Below are 26,740 nucleotides of genomic sequence, written 5' to 3'. Positions count from 1 at the left end.
AACATGGAAGAGATACACGCCTACTGCCTCGCCGACCCGGTGTTCTTCGAGGCACCGCAGCGCCTCCGGGACGGGGGCTCCCGCTGGACACCGCCGCCGGTCGGCGGTGGCACCCGCCGGGAGACTGACGAGGACGTGTGGACGCGGGTCTCCTTCGGCCGGCCGTTGCCCTTACAGGGGTGGAAGATTCACGTGTCGGCCGCGGTGCCCGCCGCCCAGGAGGTCCTGGACGCGGCCGCCGCCGTCTGCACCGCCCGCCGCGCCGCCTTCAAGTACCTGCGCAGCGCCCAGTTGCTGTCGGCGTTCAATTCCAAGTACTCCCACCGGGGTTCCTCGGGGAAGTTCATCACCGTCTACCCCGCGGACGACGGCGAGTTGAAGGCCCTGCTGGACGAGCTCACGGCCGCGCTGGACGGACAGCAGGGCCCCTACATCCTGTCCGACCTGCGGTGGAGCGAGCGCAGCCCGGTGTTCGTGCGCTACGGGGCCTTCGCCGCGCAGTGGGCCCCCGTCGGGGGCGACGCCCCGGTACCGGCCATCGCCCGGCCGGACGGCACGCCGGTGCACGATCCGCGCACCGCCGCGTTCACCCCGCCCGACTGGGCACCGGTGCCCGACTTCGTCCGGGAACGCATCGACCGGTTCGCCGAGATCAGCCACGTGGACCTGCCGTACGAGATCGTCCGGCCGCTGCACTTCTCCAACGGAGGTGGGGTCTACCTGGCCAAGGACCGGGCCGGCGGGGACCTGGTCGTCCTGAAGGAGGCCCGGCCGCTGGCTGGACTCGACGCGGAGGGGCTCGACGCGGTGGCCCGGCTCCAGCGGGAACACCGGATGCTCACCGCGCTGGCCGGCACCGGCCTCGTACCGCGCGTGCTGGGCTACCGGACCTACTGGGAGCACCACTTCCTGATCCAGGAGTACATCGACGGCGAGCCGCTGGCGAAGGCCGGGGTGCTGCGCCAGCCGCTGGTGCGTCCGGACGCCGATCCGGCCGCGTACGAGGAGTACACCCGCTGGGCGCTGGACGTCCTCGACAGGGTCGCCGCGGCGACGGCCGTCGTCCACCGGGCCGGGATCGTCTTCGGCGACCTCCACCCCAACAACGTCATCGTGCGCCCGGACGGCTCCGTCACCTTCATCGACCTGGAGGCCGCCCACCGGGTGGGCGAGCCGCGCACGGGCCTGCTGGGCGCACCGGGGTTCGCCGCACCCGCCCATGTCACCGGCACCGACATCGACGCCTACGGACTGGCCGCCCTGCGGTTGGGGCAGTTCATCCCGCTGGGAGCGCTGGCAGGCCTCGATCCGGCCAAGCCCGCCCAGCTCGCGCGGTGGGCGCACGAACGCTTCCCGTTGCCCGTCGGCCACGCCCGGGACGCCGCGGCGGCCATGGCGGCCATCGCCGGGACCACCGTACCAGCAGCGGTCCGCGCGGCCGGTCCCGCCGACGCGGACGGGGAGGACAACCGGGCACGGCTCGTCGCGGCGCTCGTCGCCTCGGCCACCCCGGAGCGGACCGACCGGCTCTTCCCCAACGCCCCCGAGGGGTCGCAGGAGGGCGGCGGCACCAGCCTGTCCCACGGAGCCGCGGGCGTCCTGTACGCCCTCCACGCGACGGGCCACGCCGTCGACCCGGCCTGGACCGACTGGCTCACGGCCGCGACCCTGCGCAACCTCGCCACCGCACCGGTCGGCCTGTTCAACGGCTCCTGTGGGGCGGCCACCGTCCTGGACCTCCTCGGACGGCGCGACGAAGCCGCGGACATCATGGGCCGGATCCTCGGCCGCACCATCGAGCCGACCGGCCTCGGCCTGCTGACCGGCCTGCCCGGCACCGGCCTGACCGTCCTCGGGTTCCACCGCCGCAGCGGTGACGGCGGCCACCTCGACCACGCCGCCCGGATCGCCGACCGGATCGAAGCCGCCCTCGCCCGCCCGAGCGGCGCCCGCCCGGGCGCGGGCCTCACGACCGGGGCGGCCGGATCCGCTCTGTTCCTCGTCCGCCTGCACGAACGCACCGGCGAACCGGGCTACCTCGACCTGGCCGAGAAGGCGCTGCGCCTGGACCTCGCGCAGTGCGAGGACGTCGGCGGCTCCCTCCAGGTCAACGACGGCTGGCGGTCCGTCATCTACCTCGGCACCGGCACCACCGGCATCGGGCTCGCCCTCTCCGCCTACCTCGAGCACCGCGCCGATCCCGGCTTCACCGACGCCCTCCGGGCGATCCGCAAGGCGGCGCACTGCGGGTTCACCGTCTTCCCCGGCCTCCTCAACGGCCGTGCCGGCCTGCTGTACTTCCTGGCGGCCGCCGGGCAGGACGGCGCGGACGACACCGCGCTCCAGGGCCACCTGCGCGAGCTGTGGCGCCACTCCGTCCCCCACGGCGAAGGCCTCGGCTTCCCCGGGGACCACCTGGTCCGGCTGTCGATGGACCTCGCCACCGGGTCGGCCGGCGTGCTCCTGGCGATGGATGCCGCCCACCGCCGCACCGACCTTCTTCTCCCCCTGCTCGGCGGAACGGCCCCGGCCACCGCCGCCTCCTGAGCCCGCTGCGCCTCGACCGGCGCGGCGCAACCCCCACCCACCCGAAGGAGGTGACCACCATGTCCATCCTCAACCTCCAGCAGCTCCAGGGTTCCGAGGACAACGAGCCGTTCCTGGCCAGCGCCCTCAGCTGGGCGTGCCACGGCACCACCATCTGAGCGGGTGACCTGCGCACCCCTCGGCGGCGGTCCGACACCGCGGACCGTCGGCCCCCAGGAGTCCGCCGGCCTCACCAGGCCCGGCGAAATCCCCGACCAACAGAAGGAGTTGTACCCATGTCGATCCTCAGCCTCCAGCAGCTCGACGCCCACGAGGACAACGAGGTGCTGCTCGCGAGCACCGCCAGCTTCCAGTGCCACAACACCAGCTTCGTGGGCTGACGCACCGTACTCACCGGAGACGGTGAGATCGGTCACGAAGTACGACAGGCCGCGGGGTCCAGCCCCGCGGTCTGTCTTCCCATTCCGGCCGCCGGCAGGCCGACTTGGGGCGCCGCACGCTCCCTCCGGAATCCCGACTTTCCGTCAGCTCCCGATCGCACACGGTCCCGATCCGGAACGGCGACTTGTTAAGGTTTCCGTCCCGGCCGTCCGCCATCGCCGGGTACCGGGGGAACGAGGGAGTCGACACCGATGACCGGCATGCCGTCCGGGCCGTGCTACACCGTGCTGGGAACGGTCGAGGTGCTGCGGGGTGAGGACCCGCTTCCCGTCGGCCCTCCCCAACAGCGTGCGCTGCTGGCCATGTTGCTGCTGCGGCGCAACACGACGGTGGGGCTCGACGAACTGATCGACGGCCTGTGGGGCGAGGAGCCGCCCCGCGCCGCGGCAGGCACGGTACGGCTCTACGTCCACCGGCTGCGCCACGCGCTCGGGCCCGTGATCGCCACCCATGGAAAGTCCTACGCCTTGCGCGTCGCACCCGGCGCCCTGGACCTCGACGCGTTCGAGGAGCAGGTGGCCCGGGCCCGCGCCCGGCTCACCACCGACGGGCCGGGCGCCGCGGCAGAGTTGCTGGCGCGCGCGCTGACCTGGTGGCGGGGCGTCCCCCTGGCGGGGCTGCCGGGCCCGCACGCCCGCATCCACCGCGAGCGCCTATCCGAGCTGCGCCTGGCCGTTCTGCTGGAGCGGATCGAACTCGACCTGCAACTGGGGCACCATGCCCGGCTGATCCCCGAGCTGACCGCGCTGTGCGAGGAACACCCCGGCGACGGCCGGCTGGACCTGCTGCTCAACACCGCGCGAGCGCACAGCGGCCGGAACGGAACCGTACGGACCGCGGCCGACTCCCCGCCTTCGCGGCGAGCACCAGAGAAGGCTGACGCGCTCGCTGCGGCTCTGCCACCTCCGGCGCAACTTCCCTACGTGCCAGGTGACTTCACCGGACGCGACGAGGAGATGCGGACGCTGGTGGAGGCGCTGACGCCGACCAGCGCCGAGGGCCTGATGATCGCTGCCGTCAGCGGCATGGGAGGCGTCGGAAAAACCACGCTCGCCGTCCACGCGGCCCAGCGGCTGCGCGGGCACTTTCCCGACGGACAGCTCTACGCCAACCTCCGGGGCATGCGGGAGGACCCGGCCGACCCTGCCGTCGTCCTGGCCGGCTTCCTTCGGGCGCTCGGTGTGGCGGACTCAGCGATCCCCGACGACCAGGAGGGGCGTGCGGCGCTCTATCGGACCAGGCTGGCGGGGCGCCGGATCCTGCTGGTGCTCGACGACGCCCGGAACTACCTCCAGATCGAGGCGCTGCTGCCGGGCTCACCGGACTGTGCGGTGCTGGTGACCAGCCGCACCACGATCCCGGAACTGCCGGCCGCACCGCAGCTGCGGCTCGACGTGCTGCCCACCAACAAGGCGCTGGCCCTGTTCCGCCGGATCGCCGGACTCGAACGTGTCGCAGCGGAGCCGGAAGCGGCCGCGGCACTGGCCACCCGGTGCGGAGGGCTGCCGCTGGCGCTGCGGCTCGCCGGATCCCGCCTGGTGGCCCGGCCCGCGTGGTCGCTGTCCGACATGGTCCGCCTGCTCGACGGGTCCCGCTGGGCCATGGACGCGCCCGCCGGCGGCGCGGACGGGCTGGCCACCTGCTTCCGGCACAGCTACGACCTGCTCGGCGACGAGGAGGCCCGGCTGTTCCGGCTCATGGCGATACCGCGGCAGCCGACCACTGACACCGAAGGCGCGGCAGCGCTCGCCGGGCTGCCTCCGGCCGAGACCGGGCGATGTCTGGAGCGGCTGGCCGACCTCGGACTGCTCGAAACACCGGTCCCCGACACCTACCGCTTCCACGACCTGCTCCGGGAATTCGCGGCGGCGCGGTCGGAGGAGCAGGACCGGCCCGAGGAACGGGCGGCGGCCCTCACCCGGCTGCTGGACCACTTCCTGACCCTGGCCTGCGCCGCCTACGCTCGGCACCGTCCGGGCCATCCGCTCGCTGGCCTGCTGCTGCCCGCCGCGCCGCCCGGCCCGTCGCACACCGCCCCCGACGACGGACCGCCCCGGGGCCTGCCCGAGCCCTCGACCCTGCTCGCCGTCGCCGAACAGGTGCTGGAAGCCGCGCCCGCGGCAATCGGTCCGGTCGCCAATCTGGTGCTCGCCCTCGAACCGCTCCTGGACCGCTCGTTCCGGTGGGACTGCCTGGTCTCCCCGGCCCGCAGGATCCTGGACGTCGCCGAGGAGCAGGGGCACCTGCGGGCGGCGGGACGCATCGGGCACGCGCTCGGAAGCGCCCTGACCATGGTGGGCCGCTTCGACGAGGCCGAGAAGACGCTCCACCAGGCGGAACAGGCGATGCTCATGGTCGGGGACGAGGCCGTGCGCACCGAGGCGCTCACCCGGCAGGCCCTGGTGTGGCAGTGCCGGGGTGACTGGGAACGGGCCGAGGCCGGATTCCGCCGGGCGATCGCCGTCGGCGAGGACTGCGGCAACACCTGGGGAGTCGGCAACTCGATGCTGAACAGCGTCAGTTCGCTGCTGCGGCTGGGCCGGCTGGACGACGCGGCGACGACCTGTCGGGCCGCCCTGGAGAGCGTCCGGGCGTCGAAGGACCACTTCGGGCACGCCCACGCCCTGTACCAGCTGGGAGTGGTGACCCGGCACCTCGGGGAGTTCGAGGAGGCCGTCGCCCGGCACCGGCAGAGTGCGGAACTCGGGGCCCGCAACGGGTACCCCGCGTTCGAGGTCCTGAACGGGGTGTCGGAGACCGCCGCCCTCCTGGCCGCGAACCGGGCCTCGGACGCCGCGGAGTGCGGCGAGCGGGCCGTGGCCGCTGCCCGCCGGCTCGGCTGGCGGGCAGCGGAGGCCCGTGCGCTCCGCCTGGTGGGCACCGCGTTCGAGGCGGCCGGTGAACGGGACCTGGCGCGGCAACGGCTGATGGAGGCGGTGGAACTCCTGACCTCGATCGGCCTGCCGGAGTCCGCCCAGGCCAAGGAGATCCTGGCCGGACTGTGACGGCGCGGCCGCGCGGGCCCCGGGGGTGCGTCAGGTCCCCGCCGCCCGGGGCGCGGCGGCGGCCCGGGCGTGGGTGGCGCCGCGGATCGGTGAGGGACCGCAGGCCCAGACCATGACCCGGCCGCCGGCCCGCGCCAGCGGGTGGTCCCAGACCGTACGGACCAACGAGGGCCGCCGGACAGCGAGTTCGGCCCGGGCCCAGGGTGGCAGCAGACCGATCGACGCGTTCGTCAGCACCCGGACGGCAGCGCGCTCGCGGCGGCTGCGGCCGAAGCCGCGCAGCAGGCGGAGCACTTCCAGCGCGGGCGGCGTGACCCGCAACTCCGGCCGGATCCCGGCGAGATAGGCCGCGACCTCGGCCCGGGACCGGCGCACCTCCCGGGCGCCCAGCCGTTCGGCGACGCACGCGGCCTCGGCCACGTAGCGGTCGCACTCGGCGGGGGGCAGCGGGGTTGCCCTTGCCGAAAACCTCATCCGCCCTGCTCAGGCTGCATGTTGGTACTCGTGGAGGAGTCTGCCAAGTCGGTCGGTTCGGCGTATATCGAGGCGAGCGATTTGCTCCGGGTTGTTGATTGGCTTGGGAAGGGCGCAGAGGGGTCGGGCGTTCGCGATGCCCTGGTGCGGCCGGTGCTCGTTGTAGAACTTCTCGAACTCGCGCAGGGCGTGGAGTAGATGCCGCTGGTTCCAGATCAGAGTGCGGTCCAGTAGCTCTCGGCGGCAGGTCTGTATCCATCGTTCCATGAGGGAGTTCATGCGCGGCATACGGATGCCGCTGAGCACGACCTTGATGCCCGCGTCCTGCAGGACGGCATCGAACAGTTCGGGGAACTTCCCGTCCCGGTCCCGGATCAGGAACTGTGCCCGGCAGCCAACGTCCTCGAGGTCCATGACGAGGTTCTTCGCCGCCTGCGCCACCCAGGATGTGGTCGGATGCGCGGTCGCGCCCAGGATCCGGACCCGGCGGCTGGCGTGCTCGATCACCGCGAGCACGTACAGTCGGGCCCCGGACAGGGTGACCGTCTCGAAGAAGTCGCACGCCAGCAGTGCGGCCGCTTGCGAGCGCAGGAAGTCGGCCCAGGTGCTGGACGTGCGCTCGGGTGCCGGCGGGATACCGGCCTCCTTCAGGATCTCCCAGACTGTGGACGCGGCCACCTTCACGCCGAGGACGAGCAGCTCGCCGTGCAGGCGCCGGTAGCCCCATCCCGGGTTCTCGGCGGCCAGGCGCAGGACCAGGGCGCGGATGGAGCACACGGTGCGCGGTCGGCCCCCACGCTTCGGCCGGGACCGGGCGGCGCGACGGCGGGCGACCAGGTCGCGGTGCCAGCGCAGCACGGTGTCGGGCCGCACCAGCAAGCGCATCCGACGCAGCACCTGCGTCGGCAAACCCTGGAGGAGTGCTGCCAGGAATGCCCGGTCGTTTGGTTCGAAGCGGACCCGCTGTCCGTTCAGCTGCCGCTCCAGCACGGTGATCTGATGGCGCAGGGCAAGGATCTCCACGTCCTTGGCACGGTCGCTCATCGGCAGTAGTCGCAGCATTGCGAACGCGTTCGTCACACCCAGGTACGCCAGTCGTAGCAGCACGGTCGGTCATCATGCCGCGGAGCTCGTCGGCTCTGCCAGAGCGCAGACCCGACCGACGAGGTCGACACTTGTGCACCCTCACACGGTGCTTCTCACCAGGGCGGATGAGGTTCTCGGCAAGGGCAGCCGAGCGCGTCATCCATCCGGTCAGCAGCCTCGCGCAGCGTGGTCTCCATGATGTGCGCGTAGGTGTCGAGGGTCATGCTGATGGTGCTGTGTCCGAGGGTCTCCATGATGGTCCGGACGGCGACCCCCTCGGCGAGCATGAGCGAGGCGCACGTGTGCCGGAGGTCGTGGACCCGGATCGGCCGCAGCTTCGCCTTCGCGCAGAGCGCGGCGAGGCTGCGGTTCAGGTTCCGGGGGTCGAGTGCGGTTCCGGTCAGCGTGGTGAATACCAACCCGTCGGGCTGGATGTCGAGCGGCTGCCAGTCCATCCCGGCCTCCGCCCGTTCCTGAACCTGCTGTTCCCGGCGTTCCCGGAGGCGAGCGACGCAGGACGCCAGCAGGGCGATGGTCCGCAGCAAGCGCGCTGTCTTCGGAGTGCCGAACACCAGACGGCCCTTGACCCGCTGGAGGTTTCGACGCACGCGAAGCTGCCGGGAGTTCAGATCGACGTCCGACCACGTGAGCCCGAGCGCCTCACCACGGCGCAACCCAGTCGACACCAGCAGCAGCCACAGGGCGAGCACCGATTCGCAGCCGGCCTGCCCGGCGGCGGCGTGCAGCAGCGCGGCGCGCTCGGCGTCGGCACCCTTGAGCCGCTCCCAGCTCAGGCCTCGCTGGGTGTACTCGTGGTCGAGCAGATACACCAGCCGGTGCGGCGGGTCGAGGCCCCGTGTCGCGTAGCGCTGCCTGGCGGGCGTGCTGAAGTGCCGGCCCAGGCAGTGCGCCAGCTCGGTCAGCGGACCGGTATCCTGCGCCGAAGTCCCGGGCTTGGCAACCGTGCTGCACATGCACTGCAACCGGATCTTCGCCTCCGATCCCCGGCGGCTCGAGTTCCTGACCCATGAACCGTGCGAGCGGTTGGGTGGCGGGCCGCGGCGTTCGCCGACTGCGCCACTCGTGTGAAGCCGGTGGCATCGCGGCTGTCTGCGTGGTCAGGGCCGCGGCCGCGGCGGAGCGGCTGTGGGCTGGGGAATCCGGCTGATAACCGAGCCGATCAGCGTGCCGATGGAAACCCCGAACATGGCGGACACAGCTGCGAGCACGGCGTGTGCCCCGTTGCCGACCTCAATCTGTGCGGTGTTGAGCAGGCCGAAGGAGCCGGGTACCACGACCCAGAACGCGGGAAGGTACAGCACCTGCCAGGATGAGCCGCCCCATAGCCAATGCGCGACGGTGGCCGCAGCCGCGGCGGCGACCGCGCCGGCCAGGCCGCCCACTGCCGCGCCGTTGGCGGAGCCCACCGTCACCTGGACGGCGGCCGCCACCGCGATCACCGCGACGATCCACGGGATGGCCGGCGGCGGCGTGTTGACGTTGATCACGAGCCCGGCCACGGCGAGCGCCAGTCCCAGGCAGATCACCCACCAACTGGGTGTGGCCACCTGGGTGTCGGCCAGCGCGGAGACGGGAACGCCGGTGACGGTGGCGGCGGCCACCACGCCGGTGAGGAAGAGCGCCAGTTGCACGGAGCCGGACACCAACCTGGCCGTTCCGGCGCTGGCCGCACCCGCAGCGATCTCCGACAGTCCGGTCACCAGAAGAGCGCCCGGCAGCAGGACCGCCAGGGTGGCGACGATCGTGCGCAGCGGACCGTCCAGCAGTGAGACCCGGGCTGCTCCCAGTACGAGAACGGAGACGAGGAAGCCGGCGGTGACCGGCAGCAGTGGCCGCAGCAGCGGCAGCCGGCGAGCCGTCATGGTGAGGCCCGCCACGAGCAGCGAGCCGATCGCGGCGGCGAGGACGTTCGACGCCACTGGTTGCAGGTAGAGACAGAGCCCCACCCCGACCGGCACCATCCCGAGGTCCGCGACCCAGGCGGGCCAGCGCGCCGGTGCCCGGCGGATCGCGTCCAGGTCGCGCAGCGCACGGTGCCCTTCGAGTCCGCCCGCGCGCAGCCGGTGCACCACGTCGAGGAGGTCGGCCGTCTGATCGAACCGCAGTGCGGGGCCGACGGGCTCGAACGCGGTTGCGTCGTCCGCGCTCAGCGCGACGAACAGCCCGGTGGTCAGGGCGGCGACCCGCACATCGGGCGCTCCCAGCGTCCGTCCGAGCCTGCGCAACTCCTCCTCCACATCGTGGACGGGCAGGCCGCCGCTCAACAGGCCTGCACCGAGTTCGAGCAGGAGGCGGCGCCGCGGGTCGGCCGGGGAGTCGGGACCCCGGTCTGGCGGAACTGTGCTGAACATGGCGCGTACGGTCGCGTGCAACCTTTTTCCGTTTTCTACGTGTACGGGGCCGCCGTGGTGGCGATGCGGCGGCTGTGAAGCATGCGCATCGGTCACAACTGGCCGATGCTCGACCGGTACGCCCGGGGCAGGGCCACCGGCACCGGTGACTGACCACCAAGACAGGGCGAGAGCCCGACTGCTGTCAGAAGTCCGTCATGAAGATCTCCTCGTGATCCGGGACGCGCTGTGTGTGTCGCTCAGCCTGGATGACGGCCCCGGCCAGGCCGATGTTCAGAGGGAAGCCGCGACGAAGATCACTGCGCCGACGCTGAACCGGGCCTCGCTGGCTGCGATCAGTCGCCGTAGGCGTGGTGCGCCCACGCAGTCGGCGGCGGGAGGGCAGGGCCGTCCGTCCCAGTCGTTCGACGGCCTGGTGCAGATCGCGGGTGGGGAAGCCGAGCCGGGTGCGCCACGGGACCAGCAGAGCCGCGGCCCGAGCGGCGCGCAGCATCCCGGTCGCCACCGTTGCGGGCCGACCGGGCCGGCCGTAGAGGTCGTGGGCCCACGAGGGCATGAGCGAGTAGCCGAGGCGGGAGGCCGCGCTCCAGATGGGGCGCAGCGCACGGTGCGGCCCGTGCAGCGGTGGGCGGGAGACGAAGCGGTGGATGTCCAGTGCCTCGGCGGAGGCGGTCAGCACGGGCCGCATGCCCGCCAGGTAGTCCTCCAGGTCGGCGACCGACCCGGGGGCATCGCCGGGGGCGAGCCCTACCAGTGCCGCGATGCGCCGCTGTTCGCGGACGTAGTCGTCCGCTTGCCGGGCACGCAGCGGCAGGCCGCCTCGTTGGACGGCGTGCAGGTTGGACCTGACCAGCGCGCAGTGGACCCACAGCAGGAGGTCCGGGTCGTCAAGCCGGTGCAGCGCGCCGCTGCGCGGATCGTGGATGCGCAGCCGCTCGTGCACGGCCCGCACCCGGGCGCCGGCCTGTTCCGCCCGGGCACAGGTGCCCCAGGTGGTGGCGACGATGAAGGAGCCGGTGCCGAAGAGCCGGCCGAAGGGGTCCGTCTCGAACGAGGAGTTCTGGACGATGCCGAGCGCCGCGAGGGGATGCAGCGCCTGCAGGTGGAGTGCGCTGATCCCACCGGCCCACATCGCGGGATCGGCGTGCAGGTGCCAGGTCACCGAGGACGGGCCGAAGAGCGCACAGTCGGCGGTGTCCCGGCTGGTTGGGGTGGCAAGGGTCTTCACGGCCGGCCTTTACTGCTCTGCCCGGGCAGGGATTTCCTGCACCCGCCGTCTTACGGACGTGTGCAGACACTGGTTCACCGCGACGAATCGCCGGTCACCGCGGGGTCGATCTCCTCAGATCAGCAGCAACTCTTCCTCCCCTGGTCAGGTACTTCAGTGCTCGAACGGCTCCGGCCGCGAGAGTGCTCACCTGCCGGCGGCTACGGCACCGAGTCTCTCCGACTCGGTAGCTCCCATCAGGCGGCGTGCGGCAGTCCGCCCGGAGGCCGGCGCCAGTGGGCGGTGGGGTCCGCAGGCCAGGTACCGCCGACACCTTCACCGTTGGTCTGCCCTGCGGTGGTGTCCTTGCTGAAGCGATAGACCGGCCAACCCCCGATGGTGACCTGACGGGTTCCGTCGGCGCGGTCCACGATTCCGATCTCCGAGGTGGGCACGCCGTCGACGAAGATCCGCGAACCGGGCTGCACCAGGACCGGCGGCCAGGTCGTGGCGCAGGCGTCGTTGCAGTTGGACTTGGACGGTCGCGGTGTCCTTGTCGAACCGGTACAGCGTGAAGCCCGCGCCGTCGTGCACGATCGGGCTGAGCCCGCCGGCCGAACCGGCCGTCAGCTGCACCCACTTCATCGCCTCGGGGCTGTTGCGCGGCCCGTTGTACATGTCACCGGTGTTCGGCGGCGCGTCGTGCCGCTTGGCGGTGCCGTTCTGGTAGTCCAGCTGGGTGTTGGTGTCCGTACCCTGCGGGGACTGGCCGGCCTTGCCGCCCTCCGGCGTCACGGCGAACCAAGTGCCGCCCACGCCTTGGCCGTTGGCCTGGCCGGGTGCGGTGTCGTTCTTGAAGCGGTACACCGGCCAGCCGCCGATCGTGATCTGGAGGGCGCCGTCGTCCCGCTTGACGACGCCGATGTCCGCCCGGGACACGCCGTCCAGGAAGATCCGCGAGCCCGGCTGGACGAGGACCGGCGGCCAGGTGGTGGCGCAGGCGTCGTTGCAGTTGGACTTGGACGGCTTCGTGGTGTCCTTGTCGAACCGGTAGAGCGTGAAGCCGGCGGCGTTGTGGACGACCGGGTTGAGCACGCCCGCCGCCCCGGCGCTGAGCTGCACCCACTTCATCGCGGCCGGCGAGTTCGCGGGGCCGTCGGCGAAGTCGCCAGTGCCGGCGGGGGCGTTGTTCTCCTGCGCCGTACCCGGCACGTAGTTGACGGGGCTGGACGCCGTCGCGCTGTCGGCCGGCTGGGGCTTCGCGGCCGTTCCGCTCGGAGTCCGTCACTGCCGCCGCGCCCACTGCCAGGGCTGCCGCGAGTACCGCTGCGCGTGCTCGGATCATGTCGTTCCCTCGGTAGTCCGTCGGCCGCCTGTTGCCGTGGCAGCCGTCCGGCGACTTGACGGAACCGGTCCGCGAATTCCTCAACCGCGCCCCAACTCCGGCATGTGAGGTAGGTCACCCGGGGGTTCGGCCAACTGTGGTGGGCAGGAACGCCGTTGGGGCGCGGTCTCCCTCGGGGTGAGCCTGCTGGTCGCCGGCCTCGCCGTGGTCGTCCCGCGCGGTTGGCGGCCCGGACGGCTCTCCGGGCAATGAGCCCCTCCACTGCTTGAACCCGAGCCGGTGCACCGCCGTAAGGGTGGGCATGCGCCAGCCGGGAGAGCCCGACCGAGCGGATGCTGGATCAGAAACACGGAGGCTGCACAGATGTCAACGGAAGTCCGTCGAACCAGCGGGGAAGAGGTGTCGCGCAGCCTGCCGCCGGTGGCACCGGAACGGGTGCTCGCCGGGCTGGCCCTGGCCGTGCCGGTGGTCACGATGCTGTGGGTCTCCTCCTACGCCAAGCTGACGCCGGCGTTCGGCGGGATGCCGTTCTTCTACTGGTACCAGATCACCTGGATCCCGGTGTCGGCCGTGTTCACCGGTGCGGCGTACCTGCTGCTCGGGCGGGACGAGAAGCAGCGCAAGGCTGTCCGGGGCGGTGATGTGTGATGAGCAATCACGTCAATGTGCCGGCGCTCGTGGTGTTCGTGCTGTTCTTCCTGCTGGTGACGGTGCTCGGCTTCCTGGCCGCGCGCTGGCGCAAGGCGGACAACGCGCTGCACCTGCACGAGTGGGGCCTGGGCGGGCGTTCCTTCGGGACGTGGGTCACCTGGTTCCTGCTCGGCGGTGACCTGTACACCGCGTACACCTTCATAGCCGTGCCGGCGGCGATCTACGGCACGGGTGCGGCGGGCTTCTTCGCGGTGCCGTACACGATCATCGCGTACCCGCTCGTGTTCCTGTTCCTGCCCCGGCTGTGGTCGGTGGCCCGGGTGCACGGCTATGTGACCCCGGCGGACTTCGTGCGCGGGCGGTACGGCTCCAAGGCGCTGTCGCTGGCGGTGGCGGTGACCGGCATCCTGGCGACCATGCCGTACATCGCGCTCCAACTGGTCGGCATCCAGGCGGTGCTGGACGTGCTCGGGGTCGGCGGCAGCGGGAACTGGTTCATGAAGGACCTGCCGCTGTTCCTCGCCTTCGCCGTCCTCGCCGCGTACACCTACTCCTCGGGTCTGCGGGCGCCGGCGCTGATCGCCTTCGTCAAGGACACCCTGGTGTACATCGTGATCACCGTCGCGGTGGTCTACCTCCCGATGAAGCTGGGCGGCTACGGGCACATCTTCGACGCGGCGGCGACCAAGTTCAGCACGGTCAGCCCCATCACCCACAAGCCGACCGGCTCGATGGTGACCGGCCCGAACGCCCAGTGGGCGTATGCCACGCTGGCGCTCGGCTCCGCGATGGCGCTGTTCATGTACCCGCACAACGTCACCGGCGTGCTGGCCGCCAAGTCGCGCAAGACCGTGCGCCGGAACATGGCGCTCCTGCCCGCCTACTCGCTGATGCTCGGCTTGCTGGCGCTGCTCGGCTTCATGGCGATCGCGGCCGGCGTGGGCAAGGACGTCAAGGGCTACAACGCCCAGCTCGCGGTGCCGCAGCTGTTCGACCAACTGTTCCCGGGCTGGTTCACCGGCGTGGCCTTCGCGGCGATCGGCATCGGCGCGCTGGTCCCCGCGGCGATCATGTCGATCGCCGCGGCCAACCTGTTCACCCGGAACATCTACAAGGAGTTCCTGAAGCCGAACGCCACGCCCGAGCAGGAGACCAAGGTCGCCAAGATCGCCTCGCTGCTGGTCAAGGTCGGCGCGCTGGCCTTTGTGCTCGGCATGGACAAGCAGTTCGCGATCAACCTCCAGCTGCTGGGCGGCCTGTGGATCCTGCAGACCCTGCCGGCCGTCGCCGTGGGCCTGTTCACCCGGTGGTTCCACCACTGGGCGCTGCTGGCCGGCTGGGCGGTCGGCATGGCCTACGGCACCTGGCAGGCGTACGGGATCGCCACGCCCGCCACCAAGCACTTCGGCGGCAGCACCACGCTGATCCCACTGATCGGCCAGAACGGCTACATCGGCCTGACCGCCTTCGTGCTCAACCTCCTGGTCGCCGCCGTGCTCACCGTCCTGTTCCGCCTCGCGCGGACTCCGCAGGGCACCGACGAGACCAGCCCGGAGGACTACCGGGCCGAAGCGGAGACTCCCGAGTCGACGCCGGGTCCGGTCCCGGCCATGGCCGACTGACCCGCTGCGGCGGGCCGGGTGCGGTGCCCGCACGGCTCCACTCCCCGGCCCGCCGGACTCGGCAGAACCCGGTCCGGACGCGATTGAACTTCCGTGCCACCGCACCCGTCATGCGGGTCGGCGACACCCCGAAAGCGAAGAGAGACCATGTCCGCGACCCCGGCCCAGCGCGCCGTGCCCACCGAGAAGTGCCCCCACCGCTCCGGCGCGGCCGATGGGCCGCAGCTCACCGACCTGCTCGAGAACCCGCGCGGCTTCGTGGCCGCCGTCCGCTCCGCCGAGGAGGTCGTCGCGATCCGCCTCGGGTCTCGGAAGCTGCACCTCGTGACCTCCCCGGACCTGGTCGAACAGATCCTGGTGGACGAGGCCACGAAGTTCGACGCCGGGTCGGCTCCTGACGGACCGGGCCCGGCTTTCGGCCACGGGCTCGCGGCGTGCCCCGGATCCGTCCGCGCGGCCCGCCGCCGGGTGATCGAGCCGGCCTTCCACTGGTCCCGGCTCGCCGACCATGCGCGGATCGCCGCCGATACAGCGGCGGAGGCGGCGGGCTCCTGGACCGACCGGACCGAGCTGGACATCCCGCGCGAGATGACGCACCTCTCGCTGGCCACCATCACCCGGTCGCTCGTCGCCGGGCCGGCTGGGCTCGAACTGACCCGGGCACTGCGCGAAACACTCCCGGCCATGCTCGACGACCTCCCCGGGCTCGCCTCCGCCGAGCCGCCGCTCCGGCCGACGCCCGACGCGGTCCGCACGGCCCTCGCCGAAGCACTCGACCACCGCCGCAGCTCTCCTGAGCACCACACCGACGCACTGTCCCTGCTGCTCGCCGCTCAGGGCGAGGCCGGCGGCTCAGCCCTGACGGACGACGAGATCGCCGAGGAACTGACCGGCCTTGTCCTGGCCGGCACGGAGGCGCCGGCCGCCGTGCTGTCCTGGGTGCTCCACGAGGTGTCGCGCCGGCCGGACATCGAGGAACGGATCCTTGCCGAGATCGCCGAGGTGCTGGGCGACCGGCCGCCCACCGCCGCCGACTTCACAGCCCTGCTGTACACCAGGCAGGTGGTCGGCGAGGCACTGCGCTGCTACGCGCGGCCGTTCCTGCTCCGCCGCGCGTCCGAACCGGTGCTGCTCGGCGATCGGCGACTGGCGCCCGGCGACGAGATCCTCATCAGCCCGTACGCACTGCACCACGACCCGGGCCTGTTCCCCGAGCCGGACTGCTTCGACCCGTACCGGTACAACGGCCCCGCCGCACGGCGCATGTTGATCCCGTTCGGCTCGGACGACCACGGGTGCGTCGGCGCGGGGTCCGCCTGGCAGGGGACGACCATCGCACTGGTCGCCCTGCTCTCCCGCTGGCGCTTCCTGCCGGTGTCGGACCAGCCGGTACAGCCGGTGCTCGGCCGCACCGTCCGCCCGAACCGGCTCGTACTGGCCGTCAGCTGCAGGCCCCGCCCGCCCTCTTCCGGCGCCGGTGCGGTGGTGAACGCCCCGCAGTAGGCCCGCCGCATCCATGCCCGGTGTCTCGGAGGGAGGATCCCTTCTCAGCCTTGAGGCGGGCTTCGACCGGCCACTGGCCGGCGGCCGGACAATGTCAGTGCGCGGTCGAACGTGGACGCGTCGGCGGCGACCGGGACGGGCTCCGCGAAGCCGCCGTACTGGCGGAATGCGTCGGCCCACTGCTCGACCTGGCCGAGCACGGCAGCAGCCGTCGTCTCGTCAAGCTGGTAGACCTGGCCGGAGCCCTGTGCGGCCTCCCGACCGTGCAGGGCGTAGTCGAGCAGGATCATCCCGGCAATCGCCGTCGCCGGGGCTGCCGAGTCGCCCAGCGGCATGTCCCGCCGCCAGACCGCCGGTTCGGACCACGCGCCAAGCACCTTGTCGACCTGCTCGGCATGGGCAGCGGTCCAGTCGGGCTCGGCGGTGAAGTCACGTTCGTACCACTCGGCCGGAACCGCGCCGCCCTCGGCGCGCAGCGCGAAGTTGTGGGCGGTTCACAGGATCACGTGGTTCACGACCGTGCGCAGGTCCCACCCGGCCGAGGGGGTCGGGGCGCCAAGCATGGCCGGGGCGTCCTCGATGCCTTGGACGACGCGAACGGTCTCGGCGGCGGCGTTGCACAGCGAGGTGTACAGGTCGGGCAGCTCGGGCCTGGCGCAGACAGGTCCGCAGGCCGGCGGCGGGGTCTGCACCCGCCGCCTGGTCGGGGCGGGCCAGGTGCATGGGGTCAAGTTCCTCCCGGGCGGCTTCCGCGCCTTCGCCGCAGGTTCGGTCCAGGATCTCACCGACCAGGTCCTGTCCGCCGACCGTACCTTCGGTCCGGAGGCTGCGGAGCTCTGGCCGCGCGTCCTCGTCTGAGCGGAGACGGACGCGATGGTCGCCCTCGTCGAGTCCTTCCTGCGGACCCGTGTCTCTGCCCGGCCGGACCTGCAGCCGGTACAAGTAGCCGTGATGGTCCGGAAGATGACGGACGACCACAGCCTGCTCCGGGTCGACCAGGCCACCGCCCGCTTCAAGCTTGCGCCGCGCCCGTCTGCACGAGGTGGCGCAGCGCACCAACAGCGGTGAGGTCGACCGGGCGGAGCTCGCCGCCGATCTCGGATACGCCGACCAGTCCCGCCTCACCCGGGACTTCACCGCTGTGGTCGGCGTGCCGCCCTCACGCTACTGCCGCGGCGAGAGGGGATCCGCCCGTGGCGCATCGCCCAGCCATCTGCGCTCGCGCCTGGGAGGCCGGTGGGCGCGCGGTGCGACCGTCCATCACCTTGACGACGCCCTTGGTGCTGACGGGAGGCCGGTGGGCGCGCGGTGCGACCCGGGGGTTGACGAGGTAGTCGCTCCATATGTGGGCGGCAGTGCGGAAGGACGCCGAGGTCCAGGCCTTGTCGAGCGCGACCTCGGCCGTGAGAAACGGCCATCGGGGGCTTCACGCGAATATCCGAACCGCTATCGACGCGGACCCGCCGAGCGCGTACACGAGGGCGCAGTAGGTGGTGAACGGGAACTTCCGGTACTGCCGACGGACCTTCAGGAAGAACGCGCTTGCGATCAAAAACATCCCGGCGGAGTACACCAGGCCGACGGGGGCCCGGTCGAACCCGGCGTACGCCAGGATGGTCACCGCGTACACCGCCGCGTTGACCACGAGGGCTGCCTGGGAGCTCCTGGCAGACGACTCGTCCGGGTTCCTGCTCTCGGTGATCAGCAGGCTCGTGTTCATCAGCAGGGCGCCGACGAAGAACATCGCGTTGCCGGTGTAGAAGTCGTTGAAGAACAGGCCGCCGCAGAGATCGCCGGTGAAGGCGTTGGGATCGCAGTACTCGCTGAAGGCGGCCGAGGCGACTTCGTGCAGGCCGTTTCCGGTGGCATAGAAGTACACGCCGGTGACGAAGAGGAGGAAGAGCCATTTCCCCTCCCTCGACCGCAGGGCCGAGAAGTCGCGGGAGACCTCCCTGAAGATCAGCGCCGGAACGATCACCGTGACGAGGATCAATGTGGTCATCTGCAGCAGCTCGTGCAGGCGCAGGAATCCGTATGGCTGCAGTATGACTTTGGTGGTGAAGGAGAAGCGCTCGACGGCGACGAGTACGACGGACAGGGAGGTGAGCGTGAACAGCAGATTCATCCTGCTCATGGCGCGCACGGCATCGAGACCTTCCGGGCTGGGGAGGCGACTTCGGGGTTCGCGCAGGCTTACGCACCGCTGAGGCCTCCCGTTCAGTCACCCGCCGACGCGACCTGCGGACCGTTACCGGGCCTGTCCAGTTGACGGCTCTGTCCCGCTACAAATCAGGTCGTGAGGGCACAGCCGATGCGGCTCTCGTACACCGCCTCTCACGCGCCTCTCACGGACGTCTTGCCCCCCAGTCCTCCTGGTCACTGTCGACGCAGACCGCATCACGGCTCTGCGTCTGGCCCAGGCAAGCGAGAGCGGTGGCGATGTACTGCTCATGCGGTACGGCTACACCGACGGCCACCTCGCCAGCGTCTACAACTCCTCCGGCAAGCCGATGCGCTTCGCCAACGACTCCACCGGCCGAATCCTGTCCTGGACCGACCGCAACAACTCCAATACCTGTACACCTACGATCAGTTCGACCGCGTCATCGACGAGGGCGGCGCCGACGGCACCCTGCGCTTCCACTTCACCTACGGCGACCCCGACCCGGCAACCGGCCTCAAGACCCACACCGAGACCAACGTCCACGGCCACACCACCACCTACACCGTCAACGGCCACGCCCAGATCACCGCCATCACCGATCCTCACCACTCACTTCGAACGTGGAAGTCGCCCCCGGCCAGCGTCCGGCCTCCAGGGGCCCACCGTGCGGGGCGAGACGCTCCCGCATGCCGATCCGCCCGTACCCCGGCCGGGTGCCGTGTCCGCTGCCGGGTACGTCGCCCCACGGTCCTGGGCCCCGACGCTGGTCCCGTTCCGGGAGCACGGTCCTGATCGGCAGCCTTTCTGGTCCTCCGCTCCCAGGTCCGTTCTCGTTCCCCGCTCCGACGATTCGCGCCGGGCACGCTGATGAGCTGGACATCAGACAGCCCAGCCCCGAAGGAGTTCTTTCATGTTCCGGGTTTCCCACCCGAGGCTCCGGACCACCGGTGGATACGCGACGGTCCTGGCCGCACTCACCGTGAGCGTCGCCACCTTGAGCACCCCCGCGGCGCCGGCCGCCGCCCCTGACCCCGTCCAGCAGGGCGTGAACGCACTGGTGCGCACCAACGCGCCCGCCGCGTTGGCGAGTGTCACGGACCGCGACGGCCGCACCCGTACCTACACCGCGGGGGTCGGCGACCTGGCCACCGGCGCGAAGGTGCCCAAGGACGGTCAGGTGCGGATCGGCAGCAACACCAAGACGTTCACCGCGGTGGTCGTGCTGCAACTCGTCGGCGAAGGGAAGATCGGCCTCGACGCCACGGTCGACACCTATCTGCCGGGCCTCGTCCGCGGGGACGGGATCGACGGACGCCGCATCACCGTCCGTCAGCTCCTGCAGCACACCAGCGGACTTCCCAACTACCTCAAGTACATCGACTTCGCCGCCGATCAGCACCGCTACTTCGACGCCCGCGACCTCCTTGATATCGCCCTCCAGCACAAGGCCGACTTCTCCCCAGGGACGAAATGGGAGTACAGCAACACGAACTACATTCTGGCCGGCCTGATCGTCCAGGAGGTCACCGGCCGACCCCTCGCCGAGGAGATAGACCAGCGCATCATCAAGAGCATCGGGCTGCGCCACACCTACTTCCCCGCCCCGGGTGACACGGCCATCCGAGAACCCCATCCCGAGGGCTACTTCAGGGCTTCGGCCGGCGCGCCGTTGCGCGACGTCACGGATTTGGACCCCTCCATGGGCTGGTCGGCAGGTCAGATGATCTCCACCGACTCCGACCTCAACCGGTTCTTCACCGCGCTCCTGGCCGCCGCCTCCTCCCGGCGGCCCAGCTCGCCGAGATGCGCACCACCCTCCCCGCTGAATCCCTGGGCCCCGGCGCCCGCTACGGACTGGGCATTGTGAGCAGGCCACTGTCGTGCGGCGGGGTCTACTGGGGTCACGGCGGTGACATCCCGGGATACGAGACCCAGGTCGGAGCCACCGACGACGGTCGCACCGCCAGCGTCGCGGTGACCAGCATGTCGCCCGACGGGGCAGCCTCGATGCGCGTGGAGGGTGTCGTGGACAACGCCCTGTGCCACTGAACCAGGCGGTCGGGCAAACCTGAGGTGCGGCCCGAGCAGGACGATGGAAGTCGTAGCCGCCGTCTACCAGGTGCTCGGCGGGCAGCAGGCGGCGCCGTTCTGCCTCTCACGGATTGGGCATCATGAGGTGGCATCAGGCGTCATGCGGGCCTGGGGTCAAGGGATCGCAGGTTCGAATCCGGCCCCCGGCCGTGTCCGTGACCGCGTTCATTCCGCCGCCTACGTCGTGCTCCTGCTGCTCGTACTGATCGTGATGGTGGCCATGGGAGTCCGACGCCACGGCCATGCAGCCGGTTCCGGGCCCCGGGCAGCAATGCGCGCGATTCTGTTCAGAGTTGTTGACTGTTGCTCATTCTGGCTCCATGTTTGACATGTCCGAACATGTCTCCCCGTCAACTCGTACTGGACGCACAGCCGTGGGTCGTGAGCGCCTGCTCGATCTCTTGTTGGAGGCTCTGGTGTCGGAAGCCCATTCCTCGCGCAGATCACTGCTGCGCGGCGCAGCCGCCCTCGGGGCGCTGCTGGCGGTGCCGGCACTGCCGACGTTCACTCCACGTGCCGCAGCGGCAACCCCGTCCACCGCGAGGGCGGCGGGTCTGGTGCCGGCCGACCAGGCGACAGCGCTCTGGTACGCCTCACCGGGCACCGAGTCCGCTCTGACGGCGACGGGCCTGCCGGTCGGCAACGGTCGGATCGGCGCCCTGCTCACCGGCGATCCCGGGTACGAGGCCTACCACGTGACCGACGTGACCTTCTGGGAGGGCACGGCCAACGCATCCCTCGACTCCGGCGGGCAGTTTCCCTACACCGCCGCCGACTTCGGCACGCAGCAGCTGCTCGCCAAGGCGTACTTGAGCATTCCCGCCCACTCGGGCTCCGCAGTCAGCGGCTACCGGCGGCAGCTGGACCTGAGCAACGGCCTTGCATCGGTGTCCTACCAGGCCGGCGGTGTCAGCTACCGCCGTGACGTCTGGGCGAGCCATCCGGACGACGTGATCGTCATCCACCTGAGCCAGAGTGGCGGCGGCAGCTACACCGGTACCCTCAGCCTGAACGGAACCCACGCCGAACGCACCACCGTGAACCCCGGATCGGCCAGGGCGTCGTTCACCGGCACGCTCGCCAACGGCCTGGCCTACGCGGCACTGGTCCACGCGACCGGCACCGCCGGCGCGACCAGCGCCTCGGGGACGGCGGTGACCTTCACCAACTGCACCGACGTCCTGCTCGTCATCAGCGGCGGCACGGACTACTCCCCGACAGCAGCGGGGTTCATGGACCCGACCATCGCGCCGGCGAAGGTGGCAGCGAACCAGGCATCCCGGGCCGTCGGCCTCGGCGCGTCCGCACTGCTCGGAACCCACCTGGCCGACTACCAGCGGCTGCAGCAGGCGATGACGCTCGACCTCGGCCGCTCGACCGCCGCGCAGCGAGCTCTGCCGACCGACCAGCGGCTGACCGCAGCGTACGCCTCCGGCGCGGCATCGGACCCGGAACTGCACGCCGCCTACGTGCAGTTCGGCCGGTACCTGATGATCAGCGGCTCCCGCACCAGCCTGCCGATCAACCTCCAGGGACCGTGGCAGCTGGACAACTCGCCCGACTGGATGAGCGACTACCACACCGACATCAACGTGCAGATGGTCTACTGGCTCCCGGACCGGGCCGGTCTGCCGTCCTGCTACCAGGCCTTCGCCGACTACTGCGTCAACCAGCTACCGCAGTGGGAGGAGCACACTCGGGCACTGTTCGACTCCTCCGCCAACGGGTTCCGCAACTCCTCGGGCCTGACCGCGGGTTGGACCGTCGCGATCTCCGCCAACATCTACGGCGGCCTCGGCTGGTGGTGGCACCCGGCGGGCAACGCCTGGCTGTGCAACGAGCTGTACGCCCACTACGAGTACTCGCAGGACTCCGCGTACCTCGCGAAGATCTACCCGTTGCTCAAGGGTGCGTGCCAGTTCTGGGAGGCGCGGCTGACCACCACCAGCTACACGGATGCGGCCGGAGTGAGCCACACCGTGCTGGTCGACGACGCGGACTGGTCACCCGAGCACGGCCCGACGAACGCGATCGGCATCACCTATGCGCAGGAGCTGGTCTGGCAGCTGTTCCGGAACTACCAGGCCGCGGCCGCCACCCTCGGCCAGGACGCGGCCTATGCCGCGACCATCGGCGGGCTGCGGAGTCGGCTCTACCTGCCGCAGGTCAGCAACCTGACCGGGTGGCTGGAGGAGTGGATGACACCGCAGGACCTGGACACCTCCGACATCACCCACCGCCACCTGTCGCCGCTGGCCGGGCTGTTCCCGGGGGACCGGATCACCGCCGACCAGAGCCCGGCGGAGCTGCTCACCGGTGTCACGGACCTCCTGACCGCGCGCGGCATGACCAGCTACGGCTGGGGTGTTGCCTGGCGCTCGATCTGCTGGTCACGGCTGAAGAACCCGGCGAACGCCTACCAGTGCTTCGTCAACGGCCTCACTCCCTCGGTGAACGGCTCGACCGGGACCGCAGGGAACTTCTTCGACATCTACGGCGGGCAGGTCTTCCAGATCGACGCCAACATGGGCCTGCCCGCCGCCGTGATCGAGATGCTGGTCTACTGTCGGCCCGGCCTGCTTCAGTTGCTCCCGGCGCTGCCGTCGGCCTGGTCGGCTTCCGGCGGTGTCAGCGGAGTCGGCGTCCGCGGCGGATTCACCGTCGACCTCGCCTGGAGTGCGGGGCAGGTGACCTCGTTCACCCTGCACAACATCGGCCCGGCCAGTGCCACCACCACGGTGGCATCGGGCGCGTGGAGCAGGCAGGTGACCCTCCCGCCCGGACAGTCGGCGACGTTCGACAGGTTCGTACTGGTCAACCGCGGCAGCGGCAAGGCCATCGACGACCCCGCGGCCTCGGGCGCCGCCGGGACAGGGCTGATCCAGTACTCGCCCGATGGCGGGTCCAACCAGTCGTGGACGCTGCAACCCGCCGGGCCGGGTGTCTTCACCCTCGTCAACGGAGCCTCCGGCCTGGCGATGGACGTGTTCGGCGGCTCGACGTCGGACGGCGCCGCGATCATCCAGTGGACCCCGACCGGGGCGACCAACCAGCAGTGGACGCTGAAGGACGTCGGCGACGGATACGTCAACCTGGTGAGCGCCCGAAGCCAGAAACTGGTCGGCGTCGTCGGTTCCTCGACGGCCGACCTCGCCGGCCTTGAGCAGGAAACCAGCACCGGTGCCGCCAACCAGCAGTGGCAACTGATCCTCGCCTGAGCCCGACCGGGCCCGGGACCTGGTGGCCTGAGCGCCGCTCGTCCAGTGGCAGGCGACCGCCCCCGACCACCGCCGCTGCTGTCCGATCCCGATCGCCACGCGGAGGACCCGCGCCGGACGTCCCCGTTTTGCATGCGATCTCCACCTCCACGGGGGCACCGAGCTGTTGTTGCAGTTCCTCGACGGAGTCGATCACGGCGGTCAGCTGTCTTCGGAGGCCGTGTCGACGGTTGCCCTCGCGGGCCTTTGCTGCCCTCGACCCGGGGTGTTGGGCGACGGCTTCAGCGTGTCGAGAATCGCCAGGCCCTGTCCGACGATTCCTGCCACGATCTGGCTGACCCCCTCGGTTCCGTTGAGGACGGTCAGGTTCGCTCCGGCGAGGCCGCGGGCGGCCGAGTCGGCCAGTGCGGGCAGGGATTCGATGACCCGGTTGGCGGCGATGAGCTCCTGGTTACCGCCCTTGAGTGAGGCGGCGCGCGCGTTGTTGGCGTCGGCCTGTGCCTGTGCCGTGGTCCGTTCGGCATAGGCGCTCGCGTCGGCCTGGACCTTGACCGCCTCCCCCTCCGCAGTGGCGAGGGTGGTCCGCCGGTAGGCCTCGCCCTCCGCCTGGAACTTGGCCTGGTCGCGCTGGGCTTCGGCGAGGGTGCGCTGCCGGTACGCCTCCGCGTCGGCCGGGCGCCGCACCTCGGCCTCCAGTCGTTGGGCAGCCAGGTCGGCCTGCCGCTGGGCCAGTGCGGTCTGCTCCTCGATGACCTCCTGCGAGGCCCGGGCCTCGGCCAGCGGTCCGGCCTGGGCCGCCCGAGCGTTGGCCTGTTCGATCTCGGCCTGGAAACCGGCGCGCTTGATCGCTGTGTCCCGCTCGTACTCAGCCCGCAGAGCGGCTGCCTGCTGCTCGCGCTCGGTGGCCTCCTGATCGGCCTTGGCTTGGGCGATGCGGGCCAGGCTGGCGACGACGGCGGCGTGTGGGGCGGCGAGATTGGTGATGTAGCCGGAGGCGTCCTCGATCTCCTGGATCTGCAGCGCGTCCACGACGATACCCAGCTTCTCCATCTCGCTGTGGCTGCCTTCCTTGACCTCCTGGGCCACCCGGTCCCTCTCGCGGATGATCTGCTCCACCGTCAGCCCGCCGATGATGGACCGCAGGTGGCCCGCGAAGATCCGGCCGACGAGTTCTTCCATCCGATTCTGCTCGGACAGGAACCGGCGGGCCGCATTGGCGATCGACGCGAAGTCGTCGCCGACCTTGAACACGGCGACGGCCCGGACGTTGAGTCGGATGCCCTGCTGGGTTACGCAGTCCTCCGTGATCTCGGCCTCCCGGAGCGCCAGGGAGAGGATGCGAGCCTTCTGCTTGACCGGCAGGACGAAGCTGCCGTGCCCGGTGACGATCCGGAACTGGGTGTCCTGTGCCTGCCGTTTGGAGCCGGAGATCAGCAGTGCCTCGTTCGGTGCGGGAACATGCCAGAACAACATGTGCGGACTCCTGCCATGTCGGATTACGGGGATGCGAAAGGGACGACGACAACGGAACGCGCGGACGTCCACTCCACGACGATGACGCGCGTGTGCCGGGCGATCGGTTCGTCGGCCCAGGCCGCGTACGCCTCGCTTCCGCCGCGTACCGGCAGCAGGACCTCACCCGGACCACCGAGAGGGATGGAAACGGTCACTCGTCCGATGGCTCCGATCGGGTTCTGGTCCGTGTCATCAGACGCGCCCATCCGGTGTTCCTGCCCTCTACTGCAGCGCAACCCCCCAAATTCAATATAGCGATCAAGATGCGGCTTTCCGGCCAGGCATCAGCGACACCGCAGCCAGGCGTGGGACTCCCGCTCTTCTCCGGCGATGATCATCGCGGATGCCGTACGCCTTCCGGACCGGTTCTACGACCGCTGCCAGGTGCGTCACGGACCGTAGGCAGGCCGAGACCACGGAGCGGAGTACGGTGGGGATACCGGGGGTGGTCTGGATGTCCGCGACCGGCGCGTCCCCCTCGGCGATCAGCGGGCTCCTTCGGGGCCTGTGGATGGGCGGCGGGCCATGGCGGTTGACTCCGACACCTCGTTCCCGGGGTTCCTGCCGGACAGGTTCCGTCAGTCGGCGAAGCCGGGTTCGGTATTGCTGCGGCTGGAGACGACGCGCTCGCGCGAGGGAGCGCTCGACGGCGCGTGGTGGCCGCGCTCCCGTGACATCGGCGCCGAGCTGCCCGGCCTGGTCACCGCGCTGACCGAGCACCTGGGGCCCATCGCGAGCGTCGGTCTGGACGCGGACGCGTGGGACGACGTCCCGGCCCGGCTGGTCATCGACGGCCGGTCCGTCCACATCGACCGGTACCCGGTCGGCGATGACACAGTGATCATCACGCGAGGTGATCGCGATCATTTCAGCCTGCTCGTCATCCCTCCGCAGGCGAGTCTGGAGGCGGCACATGCGGCGATGGCGCAGGCGGTTCAAGCCGGTGGCACCGACTCGGCACGGCAGATCCTCATTGCCACCGGCATCAGCTCCGAGCCTCCCGGCGAACCGTCCTGACCAGTGGGCCCCACGAGCTGCACGCCACCGGGAAGGGCGGTAACGACATGTCCGTCTACGTGAAACTCTCGACCGAGGCCCGGTCACCGGCGGAGCCGTCCACGGGGCCGCTGGACATGCAGTACCAGGACAAACCCGGCGGCACCACGTACGAGTACGACCTGCACCCGAGCGGAGCGCTGCGGATCGTGCGCGTCTTCCAGGACACTCCGCACGTGGTCGAGGCGTACTTCGGCCCCACCGCGTGGCTCCAGGTCGTGGGCACCTACCGGCGAAGCGGTTCCGAGTACTGATCCGCAGGCCGCACCGGTGCACCCGCCGCGCGCCGTATGGCGGGTGCGTCGGATGCGTCAGCGGGTGGGGCGTCGGCCTCCGCGCCGGAACCGGACTGCGGAGACGGCCAGCGCGAGGATCAGCACGGCGACGCCGATGAACAGCAGGTAGAGCAGGCCCTTGGCGACGGCGCCGATGATGCCGAGCAC

Annotated in this window: 21 protein-coding genes and 2 pseudogenes; 11 read left to right on the top strand and 12 right to left on the bottom strand. The window is 70.8% G+C overall.

Features of this window, described 5'->3' with window-relative positions:
- The first annotated feature begins 3 nt into the window (after positions 1-3).
- Both lanKC and ACWDAK_RS32475 read left to right on the top strand, forming a co-directional pair.
- Entirely contained in the window at positions 4-2,547 is a 2,544-nt protein-coding gene (gene lanKC / locus ACWDAK_RS32480; protein WP_344639271.1) for a class III lanthionine synthetase LanKC, read from the top strand.
- Positions 2,548-3,179: 632 nt separating this feature from the next.
- Complete coding sequence (locus ACWDAK_RS32475) at positions 3,180-5,993, top strand: AfsR/SARP family transcriptional regulator (RefSeq protein ID WP_427394144.1); 2,814 nt, start codon at positions 3,180-3,182, stop codon at positions 5,991-5,993.
- Positions 5,994-6,023: 30 nt separating this feature from the next.
- Here ACWDAK_RS32475 and ACWDAK_RS32470 read toward each other — a convergent pair whose 3' ends face one another.
- The 7 genes from ACWDAK_RS32470 to ACWDAK_RS32440 all read right to left on the bottom strand — a co-directional run bounded on the left by ACWDAK_RS32470 (position 6,024) and on the right by ACWDAK_RS32440 (position 12,344).
- A complete protein-coding gene (locus ACWDAK_RS32470) occupies positions 6,024-6,467 on the bottom strand; it encodes an oxygenase MpaB family protein (RefSeq protein ID WP_427394145.1) in 444 nt (147 codons plus the stop codon).
- Positions 6,468-6,476: 9 nt separating this feature from the next.
- Complete coding sequence (locus tag ACWDAK_RS32465; RefSeq protein ID WP_344639268.1) at positions 6,477-7,574, bottom strand: integrase core domain-containing protein; 1,098 nt, start codon at positions 7,572-7,574, stop codon at positions 6,477-6,479.
- Positions 7,575-7,666: 92 nt separating this feature from the next.
- The gene (locus ACWDAK_RS32460) at positions 7,667-8,527 is read right to left on the bottom strand and encodes a site-specific integrase (protein ID WP_427394146.1); all 861 of its coding nucleotides are present in this window, start codon (positions 8,525-8,527) and stop codon (positions 7,667-7,669) included.
- A 144-nt stretch (positions 8,528-8,671) separates the two neighbouring features.
- Entirely contained in the window at positions 8,672-9,925 is a 1,254-nt protein-coding gene (locus tag ACWDAK_RS32455) for a threonine/serine exporter family protein (RefSeq protein WP_427394147.1), read from the bottom strand.
- Positions 9,926-10,109: 184 nt separating this feature from the next.
- Positions 10,110-11,153: an oxygenase MpaB family protein gene (locus tag ACWDAK_RS32450; protein WP_427394148.1), complete on the bottom strand. Its 1,044-nt coding sequence runs from the start codon at positions 11,151-11,153 to the stop codon at positions 10,110-10,112.
- A 236-nt stretch (positions 11,154-11,389) separates the two neighbouring features.
- Positions 11,390-11,530: a hypothetical protein gene (locus tag ACWDAK_RS32445; protein WP_427394188.1), complete on the bottom strand. Its 141-nt coding sequence runs from the start codon at positions 11,528-11,530 to the stop codon at positions 11,390-11,392.
- Positions 11,469-12,344 carry a hypothetical protein gene (locus ACWDAK_RS32440; RefSeq protein WP_427394149.1) on the bottom strand — a complete coding sequence of 292 codons (876 nt, stop codon included), beginning with the start codon at positions 12,342-12,344 and terminating at the stop codon, positions 11,469-11,471. Before ACWDAK_RS32440 ends, ACWDAK_RS32445 begins: the two co-directional genes overlap by 62 nt.
- Positions 12,345-12,840: 496 nt before the next feature.
- Between ACWDAK_RS32440 and ACWDAK_RS32435 the strand changes: the two genes are divergently transcribed.
- The 3 genes from ACWDAK_RS32435 to ACWDAK_RS32425 all read left to right on the top strand — a co-directional run bounded on the left by ACWDAK_RS32435 (position 12,841) and on the right by ACWDAK_RS32425 (position 16,253).
- The gene (locus ACWDAK_RS32435; protein WP_344639264.1) at positions 12,841-13,125 is read left to right on the top strand and encodes a DUF3311 domain-containing protein; all 285 of its coding nucleotides are present in this window, start codon (positions 12,841-12,843) and stop codon (positions 13,123-13,125) included.
- A complete protein-coding gene (gene mctP / locus ACWDAK_RS32430; RefSeq protein WP_427394150.1) occupies positions 13,125-14,750 on the top strand; it encodes a monocarboxylate uptake permease MctP in 1,626 nt (541 codons plus the stop codon). The genes ACWDAK_RS32435 and mctP overlap by 1 nt, the downstream gene beginning before the upstream one ends.
- A gap of 147 nt (positions 14,751-14,897) precedes the next feature.
- On the top strand, positions 14,898-16,253 hold the full coding sequence (locus ACWDAK_RS32425; protein ID WP_427394151.1) for a cytochrome P450: 1,356 nt from the start codon (positions 14,898-14,900) through the stop codon (positions 16,251-16,253).
- A gap of 44 nt (positions 16,254-16,297) precedes the next feature.
- Here ACWDAK_RS32425 and ACWDAK_RS32420 read toward each other — a convergent pair whose 3' ends face one another.
- Positions 16,298-16,630 (bottom strand): DinB family protein, encoded by a 333-nt coding sequence (locus ACWDAK_RS32420; protein ID WP_427394152.1) that lies wholly within the window; start codon positions 16,628-16,630, stop codon positions 16,298-16,300.
- Positions 16,631-16,747: 117 nt separating this feature from the next.
- Positions 16,748-16,945 carry a hypothetical protein gene (locus ACWDAK_RS32415; protein WP_344639260.1) on the bottom strand — a complete coding sequence of 66 codons (198 nt, stop codon included), beginning with the start codon at positions 16,943-16,945 and terminating at the stop codon, positions 16,748-16,750.
- Between the two features lie 25 nt (positions 16,946-16,970).
- On the opposite strand from ACWDAK_RS32415, the gene ACWDAK_RS32410 reads away from it, so the two are divergent.
- Positions 16,971-17,111 carry a hypothetical protein gene (locus tag ACWDAK_RS32410; protein ID WP_344639259.1) on the top strand — a complete coding sequence of 47 codons (141 nt, stop codon included), beginning with the start codon at positions 16,971-16,973 and terminating at the stop codon, positions 17,109-17,111.
- Positions 17,112-17,259: 148 nt separating this feature from the next.
- Positions 17,260-17,412: pseudogene (locus tag ACWDAK_RS32405) on the top strand (AraC family transcriptional regulator); the annotation flags it as partial.
- Between the two features lie 267 nt (positions 17,413-17,679).
- Here the strand turns inward: ACWDAK_RS32405 and ACWDAK_RS32400 are convergent.
- Both ACWDAK_RS32400 and ACWDAK_RS32395 read right to left on the bottom strand, forming a co-directional pair.
- Positions 17,680-18,387: a hypothetical protein gene (locus ACWDAK_RS32400; protein WP_344639258.1), complete on the bottom strand. Its 708-nt coding sequence runs from the start codon at positions 18,385-18,387 to the stop codon at positions 17,680-17,682.
- A 354-nt stretch (positions 18,388-18,741) separates the two neighbouring features.
- Positions 18,742-18,966 (bottom strand): hypothetical protein, encoded by a 225-nt coding sequence (locus ACWDAK_RS32395; RefSeq protein ID WP_427394153.1) that lies wholly within the window; start codon positions 18,964-18,966, stop codon positions 18,742-18,744.
- Between the two features lie 361 nt (positions 18,967-19,327).
- On the opposite strand from ACWDAK_RS32395, the pseudogene ACWDAK_RS32390 reads away from it, so the two are divergent.
- Both ACWDAK_RS32390 and ACWDAK_RS32385 read left to right on the top strand, forming a co-directional pair.
- Positions 19,328-20,466, top strand: a pseudogene (locus ACWDAK_RS32390) (serine hydrolase domain-containing protein).
- A gap of 458 nt (positions 20,467-20,924) precedes the next feature.
- A complete protein-coding gene (locus tag ACWDAK_RS32385) occupies positions 20,925-23,726 on the top strand; it encodes a glycosyl hydrolase family 95 catalytic domain-containing protein (protein WP_427394154.1) in 2,802 nt (933 codons plus the stop codon).
- Positions 23,727-23,927: 201 nt separating this feature from the next.
- Here ACWDAK_RS32385 and ACWDAK_RS32380 read toward each other — a convergent pair whose 3' ends face one another.
- Positions 23,928-25,199 carry an SPFH domain-containing protein gene (locus ACWDAK_RS32380; RefSeq protein WP_427394155.1) on the bottom strand — a complete coding sequence of 424 codons (1,272 nt, stop codon included), beginning with the start codon at positions 25,197-25,199 and terminating at the stop codon, positions 23,928-23,930.
- A gap of 567 nt (positions 25,200-25,766) precedes the next feature.
- Here ACWDAK_RS32380 and ACWDAK_RS32375 point away from each other — a divergent pair.
- Positions 25,767-26,258 (top strand): DUF5994 family protein, encoded by a 492-nt coding sequence (locus tag ACWDAK_RS32375; RefSeq protein WP_344639254.1) that lies wholly within the window; start codon positions 25,767-25,769, stop codon positions 26,256-26,258.
- Between the two features lie 47 nt (positions 26,259-26,305).
- Positions 26,306-26,551, top strand: a complete 246-nt coding sequence (locus ACWDAK_RS32370) for a hypothetical protein (RefSeq protein ID WP_344639253.1) — start codon at positions 26,306-26,308, stop codon at positions 26,549-26,551.
- The last annotated feature ends 189 nt before the right edge of the window (positions 26,552-26,740 follow it).

It is taken from the genome of Kitasatospora sp. NPDC001175 (assembly GCF_053598215.1).
The sequence above is the reverse complement of the archived record's forward strand: the minus strand, read 5'-3'. Positions and strand labels throughout refer to the sequence as shown.